Consider the following 17,297-nt stretch of genomic DNA (forward strand, 5'->3'; position numbering starts at 1 on the left):
GCGTCAGATTTTGACAACTAGCCGCTCTGACTTGGAATTGATTCAGGAAAGCAGATGGTGGGCGATGCAGGGATTGAACCTGCGACCCCACCCGTGTGAAGGGTGTGCTCTCCCGCTGAGCTAATCGCCCGCTCGTTGCCCGAAGGCCAAGCGCGCCGCGATATAAGGGAGGCCGGCCCGCGAAGTCAACCACTTGTCGGTCGGCATCTGGCGGTCCGGACTATGGCCGGCTTCAGCCCTCTGCCGCGGCCATCAGCCCTTGTACCATATCGAGCGTCAGCGAATCGAAATGCGAGATCACCGCCGACGGTTCAAACTCCCGCACATGACGGTCGGTGTAGCCGAAATCGACTGCCACCACCGGAATGCCGGCCGCCTTTGCCGTGTCGATGTCGGTCTGCGAATCACCGACCATCAGTGCACGGTGCGGGTCGCCGCCGGCACGCGCGATGGTCTGCGTGAGATGGCGCGGGTCTGGCTTGCGGAACGGAAAACTGTCCTGGCCGCAGATCGCCGCGAAATGCCTGGTCATGCCGAGCGCCTCGATCAGTGCCACCGAATTGGCCTCGTATTTGTTGGTGCAGATGGCCAGCAGGTACCCGGCCGCCTCGAACCGCGCGATCGCCTCCGGTACGCCCGGGTAGGGGCGCGATTTGCCGGGAATGTTAACGGTGTAGTGGTCCAGAAACAGCTTTAGCAGGCGGTCGTGCTCCTCCACTGCCAGCGACCTGTGCTGCGCTGCATGGGCGCGCTCTATCATCACCCGGCCGCCATGGCCGACGAAGCGCTTGAAGCCGGCTTCGTCGACGGCCGTGAGCTGGCTGGCGGCAAGGCTGTGGTTGAGGCTGTCGAGCAGATCCGGCGCCGTGTCGATCAGCGTCCCGTCGAGGTCGAACACGATGATCGGTCGGGTCATGGCCTGTCCTGTGACGATTTGATTGCCGGCAGGCGATAACCGCTGCGGCCCGTTCAGGCAAGCCGGCTTATGCACCGCGGGCAAGGTCCTTTGACCAGCCCGGCAAAAATGCTACGAGCGCCGAAACGAATCTCGGGACCCGGCATGGATGCGAGGCAATTGAAGGTTGAGGCTGCGCGGGCAGCGCTTGCCCATGTCACGGACGGCATGCGGCTCGGCATCGGCACCGGCACGACAGCGGATGAGTTCGTGCGGCTGCTCGCCGACAAGGTCGCCACCGGCCTGACTGTCATCGGCGTGCCGACCTCGGAGCGCACCGCCGTCCTTTGCACCGAGCTTGGTGTGCCGCTGTCGACCCTCGAGGAAACGCCCGAGCTCGACCTCACCATCGACGGCGCCGACGAGATCGATCCGGCGCTGACACTGGTCAAGGGCGGCGGCGGCGCGCTGCTGCGCGAAAAGATCGTCGCGGCGGCCTCCGCCCGCATGATCGTCATCGCCGACAGCTCCAAGATGGTCGAGATGATCGGCCGTTTTCCGCTGCCCATCGAAGTCAACCGGTTTGGCCTGCGCGCCACCGAAATTGCGGTTGGCGCAGCGGCTGCAAACCTTGGCCTTTCCGGCCCTGTTACACTGAGGATGACGGGGAGCCAGCCATTTGTTACAGACGGCGGCCATTTTATCCTCGATGCATCTTTTGGCCGCATTCCGGATACAAGAGCGCTTTCGAATGCTCTCCACGCCATTCCGGGCGTGGTCGAGCATGGTCTTTTCATCGGGCTGGCATCAACGGCCATCATTGCCGGCGGCGACGGCATTCAAACCGTCCATGCCGCCCGAAAACCAGGGAGTTTTACCGATCATGATGTTGCATAACCGGGTTGGCCGCTTTTTTGCCATTCTGGCGGCCTCGGCCGTTTTCGCGTTTTCGTCGCCGGCGTTTTCGCAGGATGTCACTGATGCGCATTTGAAGGCGGCGCGCGCCGCGGTCGCGGCGATCCATGCGACGGATACGTTCGACAACATCCTGCCGCAAGCTGCCGCGGCGCTCGAGCAGCAGCTGATCCAGAAGAACCCGGACATGCAGGAACTGATCGCCAAGACGATCAACGAGAAGGCGATGGCCCTGGCATCGCGCCGCGCCGACCTGGAAAAGGAAGCAGCGCTTGCCTATGCAAAAGTGTTCTCGGAAAAGGAACTCACTGAAATCGCCGCCTTCTACAACTCCGATACCGGCAAGAAGCTGCTCGACAACGGCTCGATCGTGACGCGCGAGCTGGTGAAGGCTGCCGACATCTGGCAGAACGGCCTGGCTCGCGATCTCGCCCAACAGGTAGGCGAGACCCTGGGTGCAGCGGCGAATGCCAAGGCGCCGGCCGCACCTGCCGACGGTGCCGCCCCGGCCGATGGCGCTGCTCCTGCGGACGCGACACCGAATTGATCGCGAACTTCCGAGCGGCCTGACCGCCACTGGACCAGAAAGCCCGGCAAGTCCGGGCTTTTCTTTTGATGGTCGGCAGCCTACCTGTCTCGGTGTTTGAGGGGCAAGGAGTTCAGCCATGGCCGGTTACGACTACGATCTTTTCGTCATCGGCGGCGGCTCCGGCGGGGTGAGGGCGGCGCGCGTCGCGGCAGCACTCGGCAAGCGCGTCGGCATCGCCGAGGAATACCGCTATGGCGGCACCTGTGTGATCCGCGGCTGTGTGCCGAAAAAGCTCTATGTCTATGCCTCGCAATTCCCCGAGCATTTCGCCGACGCCGCCGGCTATGGCTGGACGGTGCCTGAGGCGCGTTTCGACTGGCAGACGCTGGTCGCCAACAAGGATCGCGAAATCAGCCGGCTGGAGGCCATCTACCAGAACAACGTGCAGGGCGCCGGCGGCGAAGTCTTTCACTCACGCGCCGTGCTGGTCGATCCGCATGTGGTGCATCTTCTCGGTGAGGATCGCACCGTTACCGCCGACCAGATCCTGATCGCAACCGGCGGGCGTCCGGCACCGCACCCGGCATTGCCCGGCCATGAGCACTGCATCTTCTCCAACGAGGCCTTCGACCTCAAGGAGCTGCCGAAGGCAATCATGATCGAGGGCGGCGGCTATATCGCCGTCGAATTCGCCAACATCTTTCACGGGCTTGGCGTCGACACGACGCTTGTCTACCGCGGCCAGGAAATCCTCAGCCGTTTCGACATGGACCTCAGACGCATGCTGCACGAGACGATGGAAAAGAAGGGGATAAGAATCCTCTGCCACGCCGTGTCAGAGTGGGTCAGGAAGCGGCCTGACGGCCGGCTCGACGCGCTTGTCACCGGCGGCACGGTGCTGACGGTCGATCAGGTCATGCTCGCCATCGGCCGCATTCCCAATACCGAGAACATGGGCCTGGAAGGCGTCGGCATCGAGATGACCAAGACCGGGGCAATCCAGGTCGACGGATACTCCCGCACCAATATCGACAACATCTGGGCGATCGGTGACGTCACCCACCGCGTGCAATTGACGCCGGTGGCAATCCACGAGGCGATGTGCTTCGTCGAGACCGCCTTCAAGGACAAGCCGACGGCGCCCGACCACGACACGATCGCGACCGCGGTCTTTTCCCAGCCCGAGATCGGCACGGTCGGCCTGTCGGAGGATGAGGCGGCAAAACGCTTTTCGGATCTCGAAATCTACCGCGCCACCTTCCGGCCAATGCGGCACACGCTTTCCGGCCGCGATGAAAAGATGCTGATGAAGCTGGTCGTCGACGGCGCCTCGAAAAGAGTCCTCGGCGCCCACATCCTCGGGCCGGATGCCGGCGAAATGGCGCAGCTTCTCGGCATACCGCTGAAGGCCGGGCTGACCAAGGATGATTTCGATCGTACCATGGCGGTGCATCCGACCGCGGCGGAAGAACTCGTCACCATGTACAAGCCGACTTACCGGGTGAGAGATGGTGAGCGCGTCTGACGCGACAAGAACCCATCGCGGCAACGGGATTGCCGCGATGGAAGTGCGTGAGTTTTTTTACAGCAGCGTTCCGCGCAGGATCACCAGCGCCACAGAAAAATAAATCACCAACCCGGTGACGTCGACCAGCGTGGCGACGAACGGAGCCGATGCGCTGGCCGGATCGAAGCCGATGCGCTTCAGGGCGAACGGCAGCATCGATCCAGACAGCGAGCCGAAGGTGACGATGCCAACCAGCGTGGCGCCGATCGTCATTGCGATCAGCGGCCAGTGGGGGCCGTAGTCGTAGAAGCCGAGATACTGCCAGAGCGCGATGCGGCAAACGCCGACTACGCCAAGGATCGAGCCAAGCACCAGACCAGTCGGCAGCTCGCGCAGGGCCACCCGCCACCAGTCGCCAAGGCCGATTTCGCGCAGCGCCAGCGCCCGGATGACCAGCGAGGTCGCCTGCGAGCCGGAATTGCCGCCGGAGCTCATGATCAATGGAATGAATAGCGTCAGCACGATCGCCTTTTCCAGCTCGCCCTCGTAGCTCTGCATCGCGTTGGCTGTCAGCATCTCACTGACGAACAGCGCGCATAGCCAACCGGCGCGCTTCTGGATCATCGCCAGAAAGCTCATCTTCATGTAGGGCTCATCCAGAGCTTCCATGCCGCCGAAGCGATGCACGTCCTCGGTCGTTTCCTCGATCATCGTGTCGATGATGTCGTCGATGGTGACAATGCCGAGGAGTTTGCCGTTGTCCACGACCGGGACGGCGAGCAGATCGTATTTCGAGATCAGCTGTGCGACCTTCCCGCTATCGGTCAGCGGCGACACGGTAATAGGCGCGCGATCCGGCGCAACCGCCATGATCAGCTCATCCGGCTCACCGGCAATCAGCCGGCGCAAGCTGGTCGAGCGCAACAGGACATGCGTTTTCGGATCGACGATGTAGATCGCGTAGACGGTTTCGCGTGTCCGCTCCACCTTGCGGATGTAATCCAGCGTGCGGGCCACGCTCCAGTCCGGCGGCACGCTGACATATTCGGTCGTCATGAGCGAGGCGGCGCTGCCCTCGGGGTAGCCTAGAATGGCAAGCAGCGTCGCGCGCAGCGGCGGCGCCAGGCCGCCGAGCAGTTCGGAACGAGCCGGTTCGTTCAGATCGCGCAGTATGTCGGCGGCGCGGTCGACCGACATGGCCGCAAGCAGCCTGCCTGCCCTGCTGCGGGGCAGCGCCTCGACCAGTTCGGACGCGCCGTCGAGTTCAGGCTGGTCGAAGATCTCGACCAGCCGCTCGAACGGCACTTCGCAGAGCAGATCCGATGCTGTCTCGCGGGGCTCCTGATTCAAGGCCTCGACGATGTCGGCGACGTGTTCGTTGGCAAGTACGCGAGCGATGGCGATGGCATCGCCGCCCGCAACGGGGGAAAACTCGTTCATGGCTCACTCCTTGCCGTCCGGCAGGACGTGAGCCGGTCAGGTCACGTCAAGCGGACGGCGGTTGCGTTCGACTGTGACTGTCGCCAGGCATGGCGCGGTGACCTTTCTGCTCGCGGGTTCGGGTTGGGATCTCTGCGAGCCGGCGCAACATAGGAGCGCGCCTTGCCGAGTCAATCACGAGAGCGGGTTAAAACGGCGGCAAACCGACTGGATCGCGAGACTGTGATCGGGCTACGTGGCAGGCTGGCTGGATGCCGGCAGTGTGCCGCGGCTATCTCTGCTTCAGCCGGCGGGGAAAGCGCAGCCATTTGTCCTCGGCCGGCCGCGTCGGCTGCGTGAGGATGGTGGTGAGCTCGACCGGCAAGCTCGGAACCAGCGGCTTCTTGGTGGCGACGCCGTCGGCGATCGCAACCACGCTGTGGTAGAATTCGGTTCCCGCGACCGATCTCGGCGGCGTCGCCTCATGCATGATCGAGATCACGGTTGCGTCGGGGCAATTGTCCTTGATCGCTTGGTGGAAGGCGATCTTTCCATCGGGATCGAGCGCGCCGGTCGCTTCATCGAGGAACAGCAGTCCAGGCTGCTGCAGCACAATGCGGGCGACGACCAGCTTCTGTTTCTGCCCACCCGAAAGAACCTGATCCCAGATCTTTCCTTCACGGCTCTCATCGGCCAGATGCTCGATGAAGTCGCCGAGGCCGGCCTTGTGCAGGGCGGATGCGACCTGCAGGTCGGCGTAATCATGCTCGGAACCGGGCAGGCAGACCAGTTGCTTCAGCGAAACCTGCTGCAGCTTCACCTCCTGAGCGGCGTAGAAACTCCTGACCCCTTCCGGGAAGACGATGGTGCCGCGGCCATAAGGCCACAGCCCGTTGATCGCCTTGATCAGCGAGGTCTTGCCGCAACCGGATTCGCCCTTGAGGAACGTCCACTCGCCACGCCGGAAGCGCAAGTTCGCGGCACTCAGGAACGGCGTTGCGTCCTCACCCTGATGCGCCAGTTCGAGCTTCTGGATGGTCAGGCCGAAGACCGGGTTCTGACGATCGTAGCGGAAGTCGGACCGGCCGGTCAGGCTGTAGAATTCCTGCGGATGCTGGACGTTTTCGATCGCCTGCGCCAATTCGACGACGCGCTGGCTGTTCGCACGCAACGTGGCGAGATCCGGCATCACATGGATGAACCACGAACACTTGCTGATCAGCGAATCGACCTGTCCGGAGGCCGTTAAATAGCCCTTGAGGTCGAGGCCGTTGTGGATGAAGGGCACTAGCCCAGGTCCGAAAGCGACAATTTTGGCGCCGATGAAATTGTAGATCAGCTCGAACGAGGCGTAGCCGGTATTGACGATGTTCAATCTTGCCCAGGTGCGGTCAATGTCGGCATAACGCTGGCTGTGCACAGTCTTCTGCACATTCTCGCCCTGCAGTGCGGCAACGTGAAAACTGCGGCGGAGCAACGTGATCAACTCGCTGCGGTAGTTGCCTTCTGCCTGCTGCATCCTGATATTGAGCCACTCCAGCATTCCGCCGAGTTTGACTGCGATCCAGGTGTTGAACGGCACGTAGATAGCGACCGCCAGGAGCGCGAGAACGGCACTGCCGTAGCTGCCGAGGAACTCCAGTCCTTTTACTTCCACGGAATTTGCCAGCAAAGCGCCACCGACAAAATAGAGCGAGGTGAAGACACCTAGCACACCCGTAGCAAGCCCGATGGCCCCACCGGTCATGCCCTTGATGGATTCCTGCACGCGCTGGTCGATATTGTCAGGAGCTGCGTTCCCGGAAGACCCATGCTGGGCATGGAAGTGGGTATGATTGCTGTCGAGCAGGGCTTCGTTGAAGCGGCTGTCCAGCCAGCCACGCCATTTGCGATGCAGTGTTTTGGAAACAAGGTTGCGAACGCCTGCAATACCCGCGTCCTTGAGCACGACCAGCAGCACGAGCAAACCGGCATTGGTCAGTACTGTCTTGAGTGGCGTGGTATTCGCGGCATCGTGGAAAAAAGCGATCGAAGTCGCCAGCTCTGCCCCAGCCACTGTAAACCAGACCTCAGCCTTGCTGGACAGGGCGATGACCAGCGCAATCACCAGCGTCAAGGTCCAGGCTTCCATCCAGCGGTCCGAGAACCAGTAAGCTCGCATCAGTCCCCAGAAGCTGCGCATCGACGATACGGGCGTCAGGGGCGACTGCCTTGCGGCACCGCGGAGCCATTTTTCCGATATTGAATGTCGCGTTGGTCTATCGACCCGAATCACTATCCCGCCCAAACGGTTTTTCTTTTGTTACGGACAGTAACACCAATTGATCATTTTCCATTAGCTTTTCTCCAGCCGCAGGTGGATTGGGTGGCCGGCCGTTGCAGTGGAGCAACAGAATGAATGATCACGGCGCCAGGCCGTCACGTTTCGAGGGGCGGAATACCAACGCAACTTCAAATAGTTACTTGCCCGCCCCAGAGCAGGTAGACACCTTCCCCGAGGGAAGGTCTTCACACAGCTTTGTGAACATAGAAGCGCCGTCCAGCGGTCGATTTTCACAGGCTGAACCGATCTTCAGCCCGCCTTTACGGTCAGGTCCGACCTCGTCGGTGGCCAGAACGTGACCGTATGATTCGCGGTTGAAGCCTTGTCAGGAGCCCGTAATCAGCCAAGCAATGACTTTGCCGTTACAGTCCAGGATGCGGACCAACATCCATTAGACCGAGCTTTTTTAGAGCACGAACAAAACTGCGTTTGACAATGATGCGCTACGGATCGAACCTGCCGGGACGCATCCACGTTTGAACCGGGGGGAGTTCTTCATGCTTGCACGGACATTTTTTGTGGCGATGCTCGCAACGTCTGCCTGGCTGCCGCAAGCGTATGCCGGCAGCCAGACCGTTCCCGCAAACGCCGAGGGACAGATCGAGTTCAACACTCCGTCCGGCAATATCGGCTGCATCTACACGCCAAAGGGCGGCACCAGCACCTACGAGCCGCAGGATGGCGGACCGGAGCTGAGCTGTTCGCGTGTCGAGCCCAGCTACGTCACCATCATCCTCGGGCCGAAAGGCCCGGCGACGCTGATCAAGAATCCGGGCGAGCAAGGCTGCTGCGGCGACGTCACCAAGCTGGCCTACGGCAATAGCTGGAGCAAGGGGCCGTTTTCCTGCCAGTCGTCCACCAAGGGATTGACCTGTACCGGCAAGCATGGCCATGGCTTTTTCGTCAGCAAGGCCAAGGTGACGGTGAAATAGTCCGGCTCAGTTCGCCGTCTCCAGCTCGCCGCGTGCCTTGGCCGCTGCAACCTGACGGAGCGCATCGGCAAGCGTGTCGGCGTCCTGAGCGCCCATCACGGCATATTTGCCTTCAAACAGAAAGCACGGCACGCCCGATATGCCCATGCGCGAAGCGGTGGCGATTTCGGTGCGCACCGCCTCGACATCCGCGTCGGTCGGCAGCAGTGTTTCGACCACGGAGGCATCCATGCCGGCCTCGCGGGCCGCTTCGATCAGCACGGCATGATCGCCGAGATTGGCGCCTTCCTCGAAATTCAGTTGGAACAGCCGGCGCACCAGCCGGTTCTGAATGGCCTCGCCGGCCGTCCCGGCCCAGCGAATGAGCCGGTGCGCATCCAGCGTATTGGGCGCGACCTTGATGGCGTCGAAGGCGAAGGAAATCCCTTCAGCCTCGCCCAGCGGCTCGATCCGGGCATGGATTTCGCGGATGCGTTGCTCGCTGCCGAATTTCGCCACCATGTAGTCGCGGCGGTTCTTGCCTTCGGGCGGGATCGTCGGGTCGAGCTGGAAGGGCCGCCAGCGTATGTGAACGTCGATATCGACGGCGGCAATCGCCTTGTCGAGCCGCTTCTGGCCGATGAAGCACCAGGGGCACACGACGTCGGAGACCACATCGACGGTAATCGAGCTCTCGTCGTTCATCTTGATCTCCTGTTCTGAAGAGGTCACTTCGGTTTGCGCCACCAGGTCGGCCACTGATAGCCGTATATGGGCGTCTTTTGCGGATGTTCCAGATAGTTCCAATAAGCAAGCCATTGCCGGTTGTTGTGCTGCGTCGGCACCATGTAGTTACCGGAGATCAACAGCCGGTCGAGGACGCGGACGGCGGCGACATGGTCCTCCTTCGAGCGAGCTCTCAACATCGCCTCGATCGCCGCGTCCACCGCCGGATCGGCGACGCCGGCGAGGTTGAACGAGCCTTCGGCCTTGGCGGCAGCGGATCCCCAGCGCCCGGTTTGCTCGATACCGGGCGACAGCGAGTTGTTGAAACCGGTCGAGCCAACCAGCACCTCGAAATCGAAACGCTGCTTGCGCGACTGGATCTGATCACCGTCGAGGCTGCGGATACCGACATCGATGCCGAGCTTCTCAAGCGTGCGCTGATAGATAGCGGCAAGTCGCTCTTCGTCCTGCGAGGCGGTCAGGATCTCGAAACCGAACGGCTTTCCCTCGGGATCGAGCATCGCGCCGTCCTGCACCGCATAGCCTGCGCTCTTCAGCAGCTCGAATGCGGCCTTCAGCACCTTGCGGTCCTGGCCAGAGCCGTCGGTGACAGACGGCCTGTAGGTGCCGTCCATGACATCTGCAGGCACGCGGCCGGGGTAGGGAGCCAGCAGGGCCTTTTCCTTTTCGCTGGCCGGGTGGCCGAGCGCGGAGAGTTCGGAATTCTGCCAAAAGCTCATCGTTCGCGTGTATTTGCCGCCGAATAGATTCTTGTTGGCCCATTCGAAATCGTAGAGCATGCCGAGCGCACGCCGCACGACCGGATTGGAAAATTTCGGCAGCCGCGTGTTGAACAGAAAACCGTTGACCACCGGCGGAATGCCGGTGTCGAAAGTTTCAGCGATGACCTCGCCCCGGTGGAAGGCCGGAAAGTCGAGATCGCGCTCGCGTTTGACCGGGTCGCTGTCGTCGTCGATGGCGCAGATGCCTTTCTTGAACGCTTCCTGCTTGGCGTTGGCGTTGAGGAAATATTCGATGGTGATCTGGGCATAGTTGTCGAAGCCACGCTTGGACGGCACGTCCTTGCCCCAATAGTCCGGATTGCGCTTGAACACGATGCGCTGGCCGGGCACGACTTGCGCCACCGTGTAAGGGCCGCTGCCGACCACCGGCTTCAGCGTGGTCCTGTCGAATGTGTCCTTGTTGAAAGCGTGTTTCGGGATGATCGGCGTCAGCGCAACGATCAGCGGAAATTCGCGGTCGGCCTTGTCGTTGAAGGTGAAGCGCACGCTGCGGTCGCCGGTCTTTTCGAGCTTGGCAATCGCTTTCATCCGCTGGCTGTAAGGTGGCCGGCCCTTCTCGGTGAAGACGTCATAGGTGAACAACACGTCTTCCGGCGTCACCGGCTCGCCGTCCGACCATTTGGCCCTGGGATCGAGATGGAATTCGATGCTCTTGCGCTCGGGATCCATGTCGGCGGTATCGGCGAGCAGGCCGTAGAGACTGAAGGCCTCGTCGTAGTTGCGCTGCATCAACGGCTCGAAGACGAGATTGCCAAAGGCTTGATCCATCATGCCGCGCGCCGTGGTGCGCAGGCTTTTCAGGATGAACGGATTCAGATTGTCGAAGCTGCCGACGCCGCTAGAGGTAATGCTGCCGCCTTTCGGCGCGTCGGGGTTGACGTAGTTGAAATGCTTATAGTCGGACGGAAGCGCCGGCTCGCCCTGCATGGCAAGCGCGTGCTTCGGTTCCGACAGGGTCGGTTGCAGGGAAAGGCCGACAAACAACATTGTGGCGATCAGCCAAATGACAACGCGGCCCATGACCGTCTCCTTCCCGATTCGATGCGCAGCATACATGAGCCGGTCGTGCACCGGCCAACCCCCTGAGCCAATCCTTCGGCCAAGATTCGCGAGGCTCGGGCTGGATTCGGCATCGCTTGCAGTGTAACACGCCGTCCGAAGTCATTCTGTTGCCTCATTTCGGCAACAGGTAGCTGGACCACACGGCGCGAAAAAGCCGGTTCCGGGATCATTTGAGAGGAATGCACGACATGACCAGCCTGAACAGCAACACGTACCGCCTGTCGGTCATGGCCGCTGGCGTGGTCGGCATTCTCGGCGCCGGGATTCCCGCTGCTTCCGCGCAGCAGCAACAGCAGATTCCGCAAGGCTGGTTCAAGGCCTGCACCAAGCAGGAAGACGTCGACATCTGCAATGTCCAGAACATCACCACCGCCGGCAACGGCCAGCTCATCACCGGCGTCAGCCTGATCGAATTGAAGGGCAAGGTGAACCGCAAGGTGTTCCAGGTGACGGTTCCGACCGGCCGGCTGGTTCCTCCCGGCATCGGCCTCCAGATCGACGGCGGCAAGGCGCAGAAGCTCGACTATGTGATCTGCTTCCCGGACCGCTGCGTGGCGGAAGTGCCGCTGACCGATCAGCTCGTCGCATCCTTCAAGAAGGGATCGGCGCTGACACTGACCTCGATCAATTTCCAGAACCAGCCGAATCCGATCAAGATTGCGCTGACCGGCTTCAGCGGCGCCTTCGACGGCCCGCCGCTGCAGCAGTCGGACATCGAGGACCGGCAGAAGAAGCTCCAGGAGTTCGTCGCCAAGAACAACCAGGATTTTGCCAAGAAGCTCAAGGAAGAGCAGGAAAAGGCGAAGGCCGCCAACTGATCGACTGCCGCCAACTGATCGACGGGTTTTCGAACAAACAAAAAGCGGGGTTCATGCCTCGCTTTTTTTGCTGAACCGGCTGATTGTCGGGTCCAGCCATGTCTCAAGCCGGCCAAGTCCTAGCTAAGTCATCAATGTCTCGATTGGTGCTTCGGTTCGTAGCGCCCGTCCGGCCTCTTCTCGAACATCTCACCTATCTGTGGATGCCGGACCGGTTCGCCCGACCGGTCCTCGAGCAAATTCTGCTCGGACACGTAGGCGATGTATTCCGTTTCCGAATTCTCGGCGAGCAGATGATAAAAGGGCTGGTCCTTGCGCGGCCGCACGTCAGCGGGGATCGCCTCGTACCATTCGTCGGTGTTGGCGAATTGCGGGTCGACATCGAAAATGACACCACGGAACGGAAACAGCCGGTGGCGAACCACCTGTCCGATCGAGAATTTGGCTGTCTTCATCGCACTCACCACTTGAACTTCTTGGACGCTACGCATCCTGGAACACGCAAGGAACGCTCCAAGACTTTAGACTCTAACGCATCGGTCCGGCAAAGATTGGTCCAGACCTTGCCGTCGACATGTTCGTTATTTGGCGCAGACTCTGCGTCAATTCAATCCCGAAGCGCGTGACGCCGGGTTGAGTTCGCAAGATGCGGAGCAAGGGCGGTACCCAAGATCGCTAGCGCTCAGCCGGTTTTCGCAATCCACCAAAAAATGCCGCAAAACCGCTGCCGGGTCGCAGACCCTCGCGCATAAAAAACGCCCGCAACGGCGCAAACCCTTCAAGCACGCCAAGACCAGCGCTGCGCGCCAACTGGGCCGGCAGCATGTCGGAAAGCAACGACATGTTGAGCAGGTTGACCGCGCTACTGCGCGCCAGGATGTCCGGCCGCCGCTTGAAATCATAGGTCGCAAGCGCCTTGGCGGCGCCCGGGTCCGAGCGATTTCTGCTTGCGGTACCAATCAGGTCGTCGATGTCCCTGATGCCGAGATTAAGGCCTTGCGCGCCGATTGGGGGAAACACATGGGCGGCTTCGCCGACAAGCGCCACGCGGTGCTGCGCAAACCGCCACGGGCTCACCGCTGAAAGGGGGTAGACCTGTCGGCCGGGCTCAACCGACACGCGGCCCAGCATCGATTGCATCCGCTGTTCGACCCGCGTCGAAAGCTCGGCGTCGTCAAGTGCTGCAAGGTCCCTGGCGGTATCGGGCTCGAGCACCCAGACAAGGCTGGACCGGTTGCCGGGCAGGGGAACCTGTGTGAACGGACCGGTCTCGGTGTGGAATTCGGTCGAAGTAAAGGCATGGTCGCTGCGGTGACCGAAATTGAGCACCAGCGCCGCCTGCGGATAGGATCGGACCGATGTCCGGATGCCGGCTGCCTCGCGGGCCGGCGACTGACGGCCATCGGCGGCAACCGCCAACGACGCCTCAATCTCGCTGCCGTCGGCGAGAACGGCATGGGCATGGTCGGCATCGAGGCGCCATGCCTCCACCATCGACTTTCGCCACTCGATGCCCGCATGCGCGCCGACAGCCTCGGCTAGCGCGCGGTTAAGAACGCTGTTGGGCACGTTCAGTCCGAATTGCTCTTCGTCGATCTCGCTGGCGCGAAAGGTCACTGTCGGGCCGCGGATCAGCCGGCTTGTTGCATCGACGATGCGCATCACCTTGAGCGGCGCTGCGTGCGGCCTGATTCTATCCAGGATCCCGAGCCGTTCTAACATCTTCAGGGCAGGGTTCATCAAGGCTGTCGTCCGGGCATCGGGGCCGGCTGCCTCGGGTCCGACGAGCGTCACCGGAAAGCCGGTCTCGGCAAAGCCAAGCGCCGCGATCAGCCCTGCGGGGCCGCTGCCGGCAACGAGTATCCGTGCTGTTTCCCGATGATCCAAATTCGGCTTTCCGATTGCGAGGTGAGGCCTATCCGACCTGCCGGTCCATATAGGTCAGGTGATGTCGCTTGATCAACGCGGCGATTCGGCCCATTCGGTTGCCATGACCGGCCAACAAGACGATTTCAGCCACCTGGACGGTATCGGCCGTGCGATGGCGAGCGTTGCGCGCAGCCCTCGACTGACGGTGAGCGTTGTTGCTGGCATGGGCATCGCCCTTGCATGGCTCCTTCTCGGCGCAATTGCAGTTCGTGGTGCCGTAAGCCGGCTCCCGGGCACCGATGCACCCGGTGACACTATGCTGAGATATCTGCCGCAACTGCCGCTGCCGGATTTCCTTGCGCGTTTCTTCGCCCTCTGCCTTGCGCCGGAGCCGCTTCACGCAAGCCTAGGCGCGCAAGGCGGGGCACTCACCGCGATGTGGCTGTTGATGGCCATCGCGACCATGCTGCCCTCCGCGGCGCCGATGATCCGGACCTATTGCGAGATCGCAGATACCGCCAGGATCAAGAGGGAGCCGGTCGCCCATCCGTTGGTCCTCGTCGCTGGATATTTAAGCGTCTGGCTTGCCGTCTCGGCAATGTTCGCGGCCCTGACGCTAGCAGTCGATGCATTCGCGTCATCCGGGCAGATGCTCGATCCAGCGGTTGGAATTGCCGGAGCAGCCGCGCTGTCGATCGCTGGTCTCTATCAGTTCAGCTGGCTGAAGGAAGCCTGTCTGGAGAAGTGCAGAAATCCGTTCTCGGTCCTGTTCGCCAACTGGAGCGCCAGGCCCATTCGCATTTTCCGGCTCGGCATGGAGCAGGGCCTGTGGTGCCTTGGATGCTGCTGGGCGCTGATGCTGGTAATGTTTGCCGTCGGCGTGATGAACGTGTTCTGGATGGCGCTCATCGGCCTGTTTAGCCTGGTCGAAAAACAGACGGCAGGCAATCTGCCGACGCGGCTGGCCGGCGCGATACTGCTTGTCTGGGCAGCCACGCTGCTAGTAGTCTCGACATGAGGGGGAGAATTCGATGACAGACCAAAACTGGGCAATGAAGGGAGAGCTCGTCCTTTCCTGCAATTGCACGGTTTTTTGCCCTTGCGTGCTGTCGCTCGGCAATCATCCGCCGACAGAAGGCTATTGCCAGACCTGGGCCGGATTCCGCATCGATGCCGGCCATTTCGGCGAGGTCGACCTGTCTAGTCTCAATCTTGGGCTGGTCATGGAAATCCCCGGCTATATGAGCCGCGGCAATTGGACTGCCGGCCTGTTCATCGACAAGCGCGCCTCGGTCTACGCTGTGAAGGCACTGACGAAGATATTCACCGGCAAGGCCGGCGGAACCACATCGCTGCTCTCGATCCTGGTCGGACAGTTCCTCGGCGCCGAGCAGGTGCCAATCACCTACGAGACGCGTGAGAAAACGCGCATCTTTCAGATACCGAAGATCATCGATGGCGCGGTGACGCCGATCACCGGCAAGGATCGCGACAAGGATACGGTCATCAGCAATTCGGAATACTGGATCGCGCCGGAAATCATCGTCGCCAAATCCGACAGGAGCAAAATGCGGGCCTTTGGCCGCAACTGGAACTTTGCCGGCCGCTCGGCCGAAATCTGCAAGCTGGACTGGCGGGGACCGTGAGCAAGAAGACGACGGCCAGGAAAATCGCCGACCGGATTCCGCGGCCGAAGAAGAAAGTCACATGGCCGCAGGCGCGGGCGTTCTCGGTCCATCTCTTGACCGCGTCGGGCTCATTCCTGGCGTTTCTGTCGCTGGTCGCAGCAAGCGAGCAGCGCTGGACGGCGATGTTCTGGTGGCTAGGGCTGGCGCTGTTCGTCGACGGCATCGACGGGCCGATCGCCAGGAAGCTCGACGTCAAGGAAATCCTACCGACATGGTCGGGCGAACTCCTCGACAACATCATCGACTACGTGACCTACGTGCTGATTCCGGCCTTCGCGCTCTATCAGCGCGGCTTCATGGGCGAGCGCCTGTCGTTCCTGTCGGCGGCGATCATCGTGGTGTCGAGCGCAATCTACTATGCCGATACCGGCATGAAGACGAAGGAGAATTTCTTCAAGGGCTTTCCAGTCGTCTGGAACATGGTGGTGTTCACGCTGTTCGTCATCGAACCCGGACAATGGGTTTCCTTCGCCGTGGTCGTGGTGGCCGGCATTCTCACCTTCGTGCCGATCCATTTCATCCATCCGGTGCGGGTGAAGCGGCTGCGGCCAGTCAATCTCGGCATGACGCTGCTTTGGTGTGCTTTCGGCGCGCTGGCGCTGGCGCAGGCCGCGCTTGCCTCCTTCTATGACAAGATCGGCGTGCTGGGCGAGCAGGTCAGCGATTTCATCAAGATCGGAATTACGGTCACCGGGCTTTACCTAGCTTGCATCGGCGCTATCATGCAGTTCTTTCCAAATCTCGGCGCCAAGCCGGACAAGAAAGCCTGATCCCAAGAGAGCTGGAAAATGTCCAAAGCGATCCGCATCCACGCCAATGGCGGTCCGGAGGTCCTGACCTATGAGGATACCGATCCCGGGCAGCCGGGCTCGGGGCAGATTCTGGTCAGGCACACCGCGATCGGTCTCAATTTCATCGACGTCTATTATCGCTCGGGCCTTTATCCGCCGCAGGGCGGATTTCCGCTGATCCCCGGCGGTGAGGCGGCCGGCGTGGTTTTGGAGGTCGGCACAGATGTCGACTGGCTGATGCCCGGGGATCGCGTCGCCTATGCGGTGACCACCGGCGCCTATGCCGGGCAGCGCGTGATCGCCGCCGACCGCGTGGTGAAGGTGCCCGACGGCATCAGCGACGAACAGGCCGCGGCTATGATGCTGAAGGGTATGACCGCCGAGTACCTGTTGCGCCGTACGTTCAAAGTGAAGGCGGGCGATACGATCCTGTTTCATGCGGCGGCCGGCGGTGTTGGCCTGATCCTCGGCCAATGGGCCAAGCATCTCGGCGCGACGGTGATCGGCACCGCAAGTTCGACCGACAAGATCGAGCTCGCCAAGGCGCACGGCTTCGACCACGTGATCAACTATCGCGAGCAGGATTTCGTCGCCGGTGTTGCCGCCATCGCCGGTGGCAAGAAATGCGACGTGGTCTACGATTCGGTCGGCAACGATACGTTCCCGGCCTCGCTCGATTGCCTGCGGCCGCTCGGCACGTTCGTCAGCTTCGGTCAATCATCTGGGCCGATCCCGCCCTTCAGCATCTCATTGCTGGCGCAGAAGGGCTCGTTGTTCGCAACGCGGCCGACGCTGTTCGTCTATAATGCCAAGCGCGAGGACCTCGAGGCTTCCGCCGCCGCCTTGTTCGATGTCGTGCTCAGCGGTGCCGTCAAGATCAAGATCAATCAGCGTTACGCGCTCAGCGATGCCGGCAAGGCGCATTCCGATCTCGAAGGGCGCAGGACGACCGGGACAACGATACTTATCCCTTGAGCGCCCGCAGTTTCGGCCCGCCGACGCCGCGGTTCTTGCGAACTGCGCTTTACCGCTTGAGTTTCC

General features: G+C 61.5%; 16 protein-coding genes and 1 tRNA gene. 9 read left to right on the forward strand and 8 right to left on the reverse strand.

All coding sequences use genetic code 11. The features are described 5' to 3' along the window. Nucleotides 1-55: 55 nt before the first annotated feature. Together NKI50_RS12535 and NKI50_RS12540 are read right to left on the reverse strand one after the other, a co-directional pair. A tRNA-Val gene (locus NKI50_RS12535) sits at nucleotides 56-130 on the reverse strand. A 102-nt stretch (nucleotides 131-232) separates the two neighbouring features. Then, nucleotides 233-916, reverse strand: coding sequence for a phosphoglycolate phosphatase (locus NKI50_RS12540; protein ID WP_352482587.1), 684 nt, complete (start codon nucleotides 914-916; stop codon nucleotides 233-235). A 144-nt stretch (nucleotides 917-1,060) separates the two neighbouring features. On the opposite strand from NKI50_RS12540, the gene rpiA reads away from it, so the two are divergent. The 3 genes from rpiA to gor all read left to right on the forward strand — a co-directional run bounded on the left by rpiA (nucleotide 1,061) and on the right by gor (nucleotide 3,864). Next, complete coding sequence (gene rpiA, locus NKI50_RS12545) at nucleotides 1,061-1,792, forward strand: ribose-5-phosphate isomerase RpiA (RefSeq protein ID WP_352640832.1); 732 nt, start codon at nucleotides 1,061-1,063, stop codon at nucleotides 1,790-1,792. Next, nucleotides 1,779-2,357, forward strand: coding sequence for a DUF2059 domain-containing protein (locus NKI50_RS12550; RefSeq protein ID WP_352494650.1), 579 nt, complete (start codon nucleotides 1,779-1,781; stop codon nucleotides 2,355-2,357). The genes rpiA and NKI50_RS12550 overlap by 14 nt, the downstream gene beginning before the upstream one ends. Nucleotides 2,358-2,475: 118 nt before the next feature. Beyond that, nucleotides 2,476-3,864, forward strand: coding sequence for a glutathione-disulfide reductase (gene gor / locus NKI50_RS12555; RefSeq protein WP_352640829.1), 1,389 nt, complete (start codon nucleotides 2,476-2,478; stop codon nucleotides 3,862-3,864). Between the two features lie 57 nt (nucleotides 3,865-3,921). Here gor and mgtE read toward each other — a convergent pair whose 3' ends face one another. Together mgtE and NKI50_RS12565 are read right to left on the reverse strand one after the other, a co-directional pair. Next, the gene (mgtE, locus tag NKI50_RS12560) at nucleotides 3,922-5,286 is read right to left on the reverse strand and encodes a magnesium transporter (protein ID WP_352716654.1); all 1,365 of its coding nucleotides are present in this window, start codon (nucleotides 5,284-5,286) and stop codon (nucleotides 3,922-3,924) included. A 271-nt stretch (nucleotides 5,287-5,557) separates the two neighbouring features. Continuing rightward, nucleotides 5,558-7,447: an ABC transporter ATP-binding protein/permease gene (locus NKI50_RS12565; RefSeq protein WP_352716656.1), complete on the reverse strand. Its 1,890-nt coding sequence runs from the start codon at nucleotides 7,445-7,447 to the stop codon at nucleotides 5,558-5,560. A 638-nt stretch (nucleotides 7,448-8,085) separates the two neighbouring features. Between NKI50_RS12565 and NKI50_RS12570 the strand changes: the two genes are divergently transcribed. Then, nucleotides 8,086-8,520, forward strand: coding sequence for a hypothetical protein (locus tag NKI50_RS12570; RefSeq protein WP_352716658.1), 435 nt, complete (start codon nucleotides 8,086-8,088; stop codon nucleotides 8,518-8,520). A gap of 6 nt (nucleotides 8,521-8,526) precedes the next feature. Here the strand turns inward: NKI50_RS12570 and NKI50_RS12575 are convergent, their stop codons facing one another. Next, entirely contained in the window at nucleotides 8,527-9,204 is a 678-nt protein-coding gene (locus NKI50_RS12575) for a DsbA family oxidoreductase (protein ID WP_352716660.1), read from the reverse strand. A gap of 23 nt (nucleotides 9,205-9,227) precedes the next feature. Continuing rightward, on the reverse strand, nucleotides 9,228-11,048 hold the full coding sequence (locus tag NKI50_RS12580; RefSeq protein WP_352716662.1) for an extracellular solute-binding protein: 1,821 nt from the start codon (nucleotides 11,046-11,048) through the stop codon (nucleotides 9,228-9,230). A gap of 230 nt (nucleotides 11,049-11,278) precedes the next feature. On the opposite strand from NKI50_RS12580, the gene NKI50_RS12585 reads away from it, so the two are divergent. Then, the gene (locus NKI50_RS12585) at nucleotides 11,279-11,908 is read left to right on the forward strand and encodes an invasion associated locus B family protein (protein ID WP_352716665.1); all 630 of its coding nucleotides are present in this window, start codon (nucleotides 11,279-11,281) and stop codon (nucleotides 11,906-11,908) included. 131 nt (nucleotides 11,909-12,039) lie between these two features. On the opposite strand, the gene hspQ is transcribed toward NKI50_RS12585, so the two are convergent. Both hspQ and NKI50_RS12595 read right to left on the reverse strand, forming a co-directional pair. Next, nucleotides 12,040-12,363: a heat shock protein HspQ gene (gene hspQ / locus NKI50_RS12590; RefSeq protein WP_352482577.1), complete on the reverse strand. Its 324-nt coding sequence runs from the start codon at nucleotides 12,361-12,363 to the stop codon at nucleotides 12,040-12,042. A 220-nt stretch (nucleotides 12,364-12,583) separates the two neighbouring features. Next, nucleotides 12,584-13,795: a UbiH/UbiF family hydroxylase gene (locus NKI50_RS12595; RefSeq protein WP_352716667.1), complete on the reverse strand. Its 1,212-nt coding sequence runs from the start codon at nucleotides 13,793-13,795 to the stop codon at nucleotides 12,584-12,586. 61 nt (nucleotides 13,796-13,856) lie between these two features. Here NKI50_RS12595 and NKI50_RS12600 point away from each other — a divergent pair, with 61 nt between their 5' ends. From NKI50_RS12600 to NKI50_RS12615, 4 genes are read left to right on the forward strand one after another with little or no spacing between them, the layout of a single operon-like run. After that, the gene (locus NKI50_RS12600; protein WP_352716670.1) at nucleotides 13,857-14,795 is read left to right on the forward strand and encodes a DUF2182 domain-containing protein; all 939 of its coding nucleotides are present in this window, start codon (nucleotides 13,857-13,859) and stop codon (nucleotides 14,793-14,795) included. 13 nt (nucleotides 14,796-14,808) lie between these two features. Continuing rightward, complete coding sequence (locus tag NKI50_RS12605; protein WP_352716672.1) at nucleotides 14,809-15,423, forward strand: DUF1326 domain-containing protein; 615 nt, start codon at nucleotides 14,809-14,811, stop codon at nucleotides 15,421-15,423. Next, nucleotides 15,420-16,235, forward strand: a complete 816-nt coding sequence (gene pcsA / locus NKI50_RS12610; protein ID WP_352716674.1) for a phosphatidylcholine synthase — start codon at nucleotides 15,420-15,422, stop codon at nucleotides 16,233-16,235. The genes NKI50_RS12605 and pcsA overlap by 4 nt, the downstream gene beginning before the upstream one ends. 18 nt (nucleotides 16,236-16,253) lie before the next feature. Beyond that, entirely contained in the window at nucleotides 16,254-17,231 is a 978-nt protein-coding gene (locus NKI50_RS12615) for a quinone oxidoreductase family protein (protein WP_352716676.1), read from the forward strand. Nucleotides 17,232-17,297 lie beyond the last annotated feature (66 nt).

Origin of the sequence: Mesorhizobium sp. M0563, from assembly GCF_040321065.1 — a bacterium.
GTDB lineage: Bacteria > Pseudomonadota > Alphaproteobacteria > Rhizobiales > Rhizobiaceae > Mesorhizobium.

What these genes read in the sequence shown, in the direction of transcription:
- NKI50_RS12540 (WP_352482587.1), bottom strand. Translation starts at nt 916, where the DNA reads ATGACCCGACCGATCATCGTGTTCGACCTCGACGGGACGCTGATCGAC.
- rpiA (WP_352640832.1), top strand. Translation starts at nt 1,061, where the DNA reads ATGGATGCGAGGCAATTGAAGGTTGAGGCTGCGCGGGCAGCGCTTGCC.
- NKI50_RS12550 (WP_352494650.1), top strand. Translation starts at nt 1,779, where the DNA reads ATGATGTTGCATAACCGGGTTGGCCGCTTTTTTGCCATTCTGGCGGCC.
- gor (WP_352640829.1), top strand. Translation starts at nt 2,476, where the DNA reads ATGGCCGGTTACGACTACGATCTTTTCGTCATCGGCGGCGGCTCCGGC.
- mgtE (WP_352716654.1), bottom strand. Translation starts at nt 5,286, where the DNA reads ATGAACGAGTTTTCCCCCGTTGCGGGCGGCGATGCCATCGCCATCGCT.
- NKI50_RS12565 (WP_352716656.1), bottom strand. Translation starts at nt 7,447, where the DNA reads ATGCGCAGCTTCTGGGGACTGATGCGAGCTTACTGGTTCTCGGACCGC.
- NKI50_RS12570 (WP_352716658.1), top strand. Translation starts at nt 8,086, where the DNA reads ATGCTTGCACGGACATTTTTTGTGGCGATGCTCGCAACGTCTGCCTGG.
- NKI50_RS12575 (WP_352716660.1), bottom strand. Translation starts at nt 9,204, where the DNA reads ATGAACGACGAGAGCTCGATTACCGTCGATGTGGTCTCCGACGTCGTG.
- NKI50_RS12580 (WP_352716662.1), bottom strand. Translation starts at nt 11,048, where the DNA reads ATGGGCCGCGTTGTCATTTGGCTGATCGCCACAATGTTGTTTGTCGGC.
- NKI50_RS12585 (WP_352716665.1), top strand. Translation starts at nt 11,279, where the DNA reads ATGACCAGCCTGAACAGCAACACGTACCGCCTGTCGGTCATGGCCGCT.
- hspQ (WP_352482577.1), bottom strand. Translation starts at nt 12,363, where the DNA reads ATGAAGACAGCCAAATTCTCGATCGGACAGGTGGTTCGCCACCGGCTG.
- NKI50_RS12600 (WP_352716670.1), top strand. Translation starts at nt 13,857, where the DNA reads ATGTCGCTTGATCAACGCGGCGATTCGGCCCATTCGGTTGCCATGACC.
- NKI50_RS12605 (WP_352716672.1), top strand. Translation starts at nt 14,809, where the DNA reads ATGACAGACCAAAACTGGGCAATGAAGGGAGAGCTCGTCCTTTCCTGC.
- NKI50_RS12615 (WP_352716676.1), top strand. Translation starts at nt 16,254, where the DNA reads ATGTCCAAAGCGATCCGCATCCACGCCAATGGCGGTCCGGAGGTCCTG.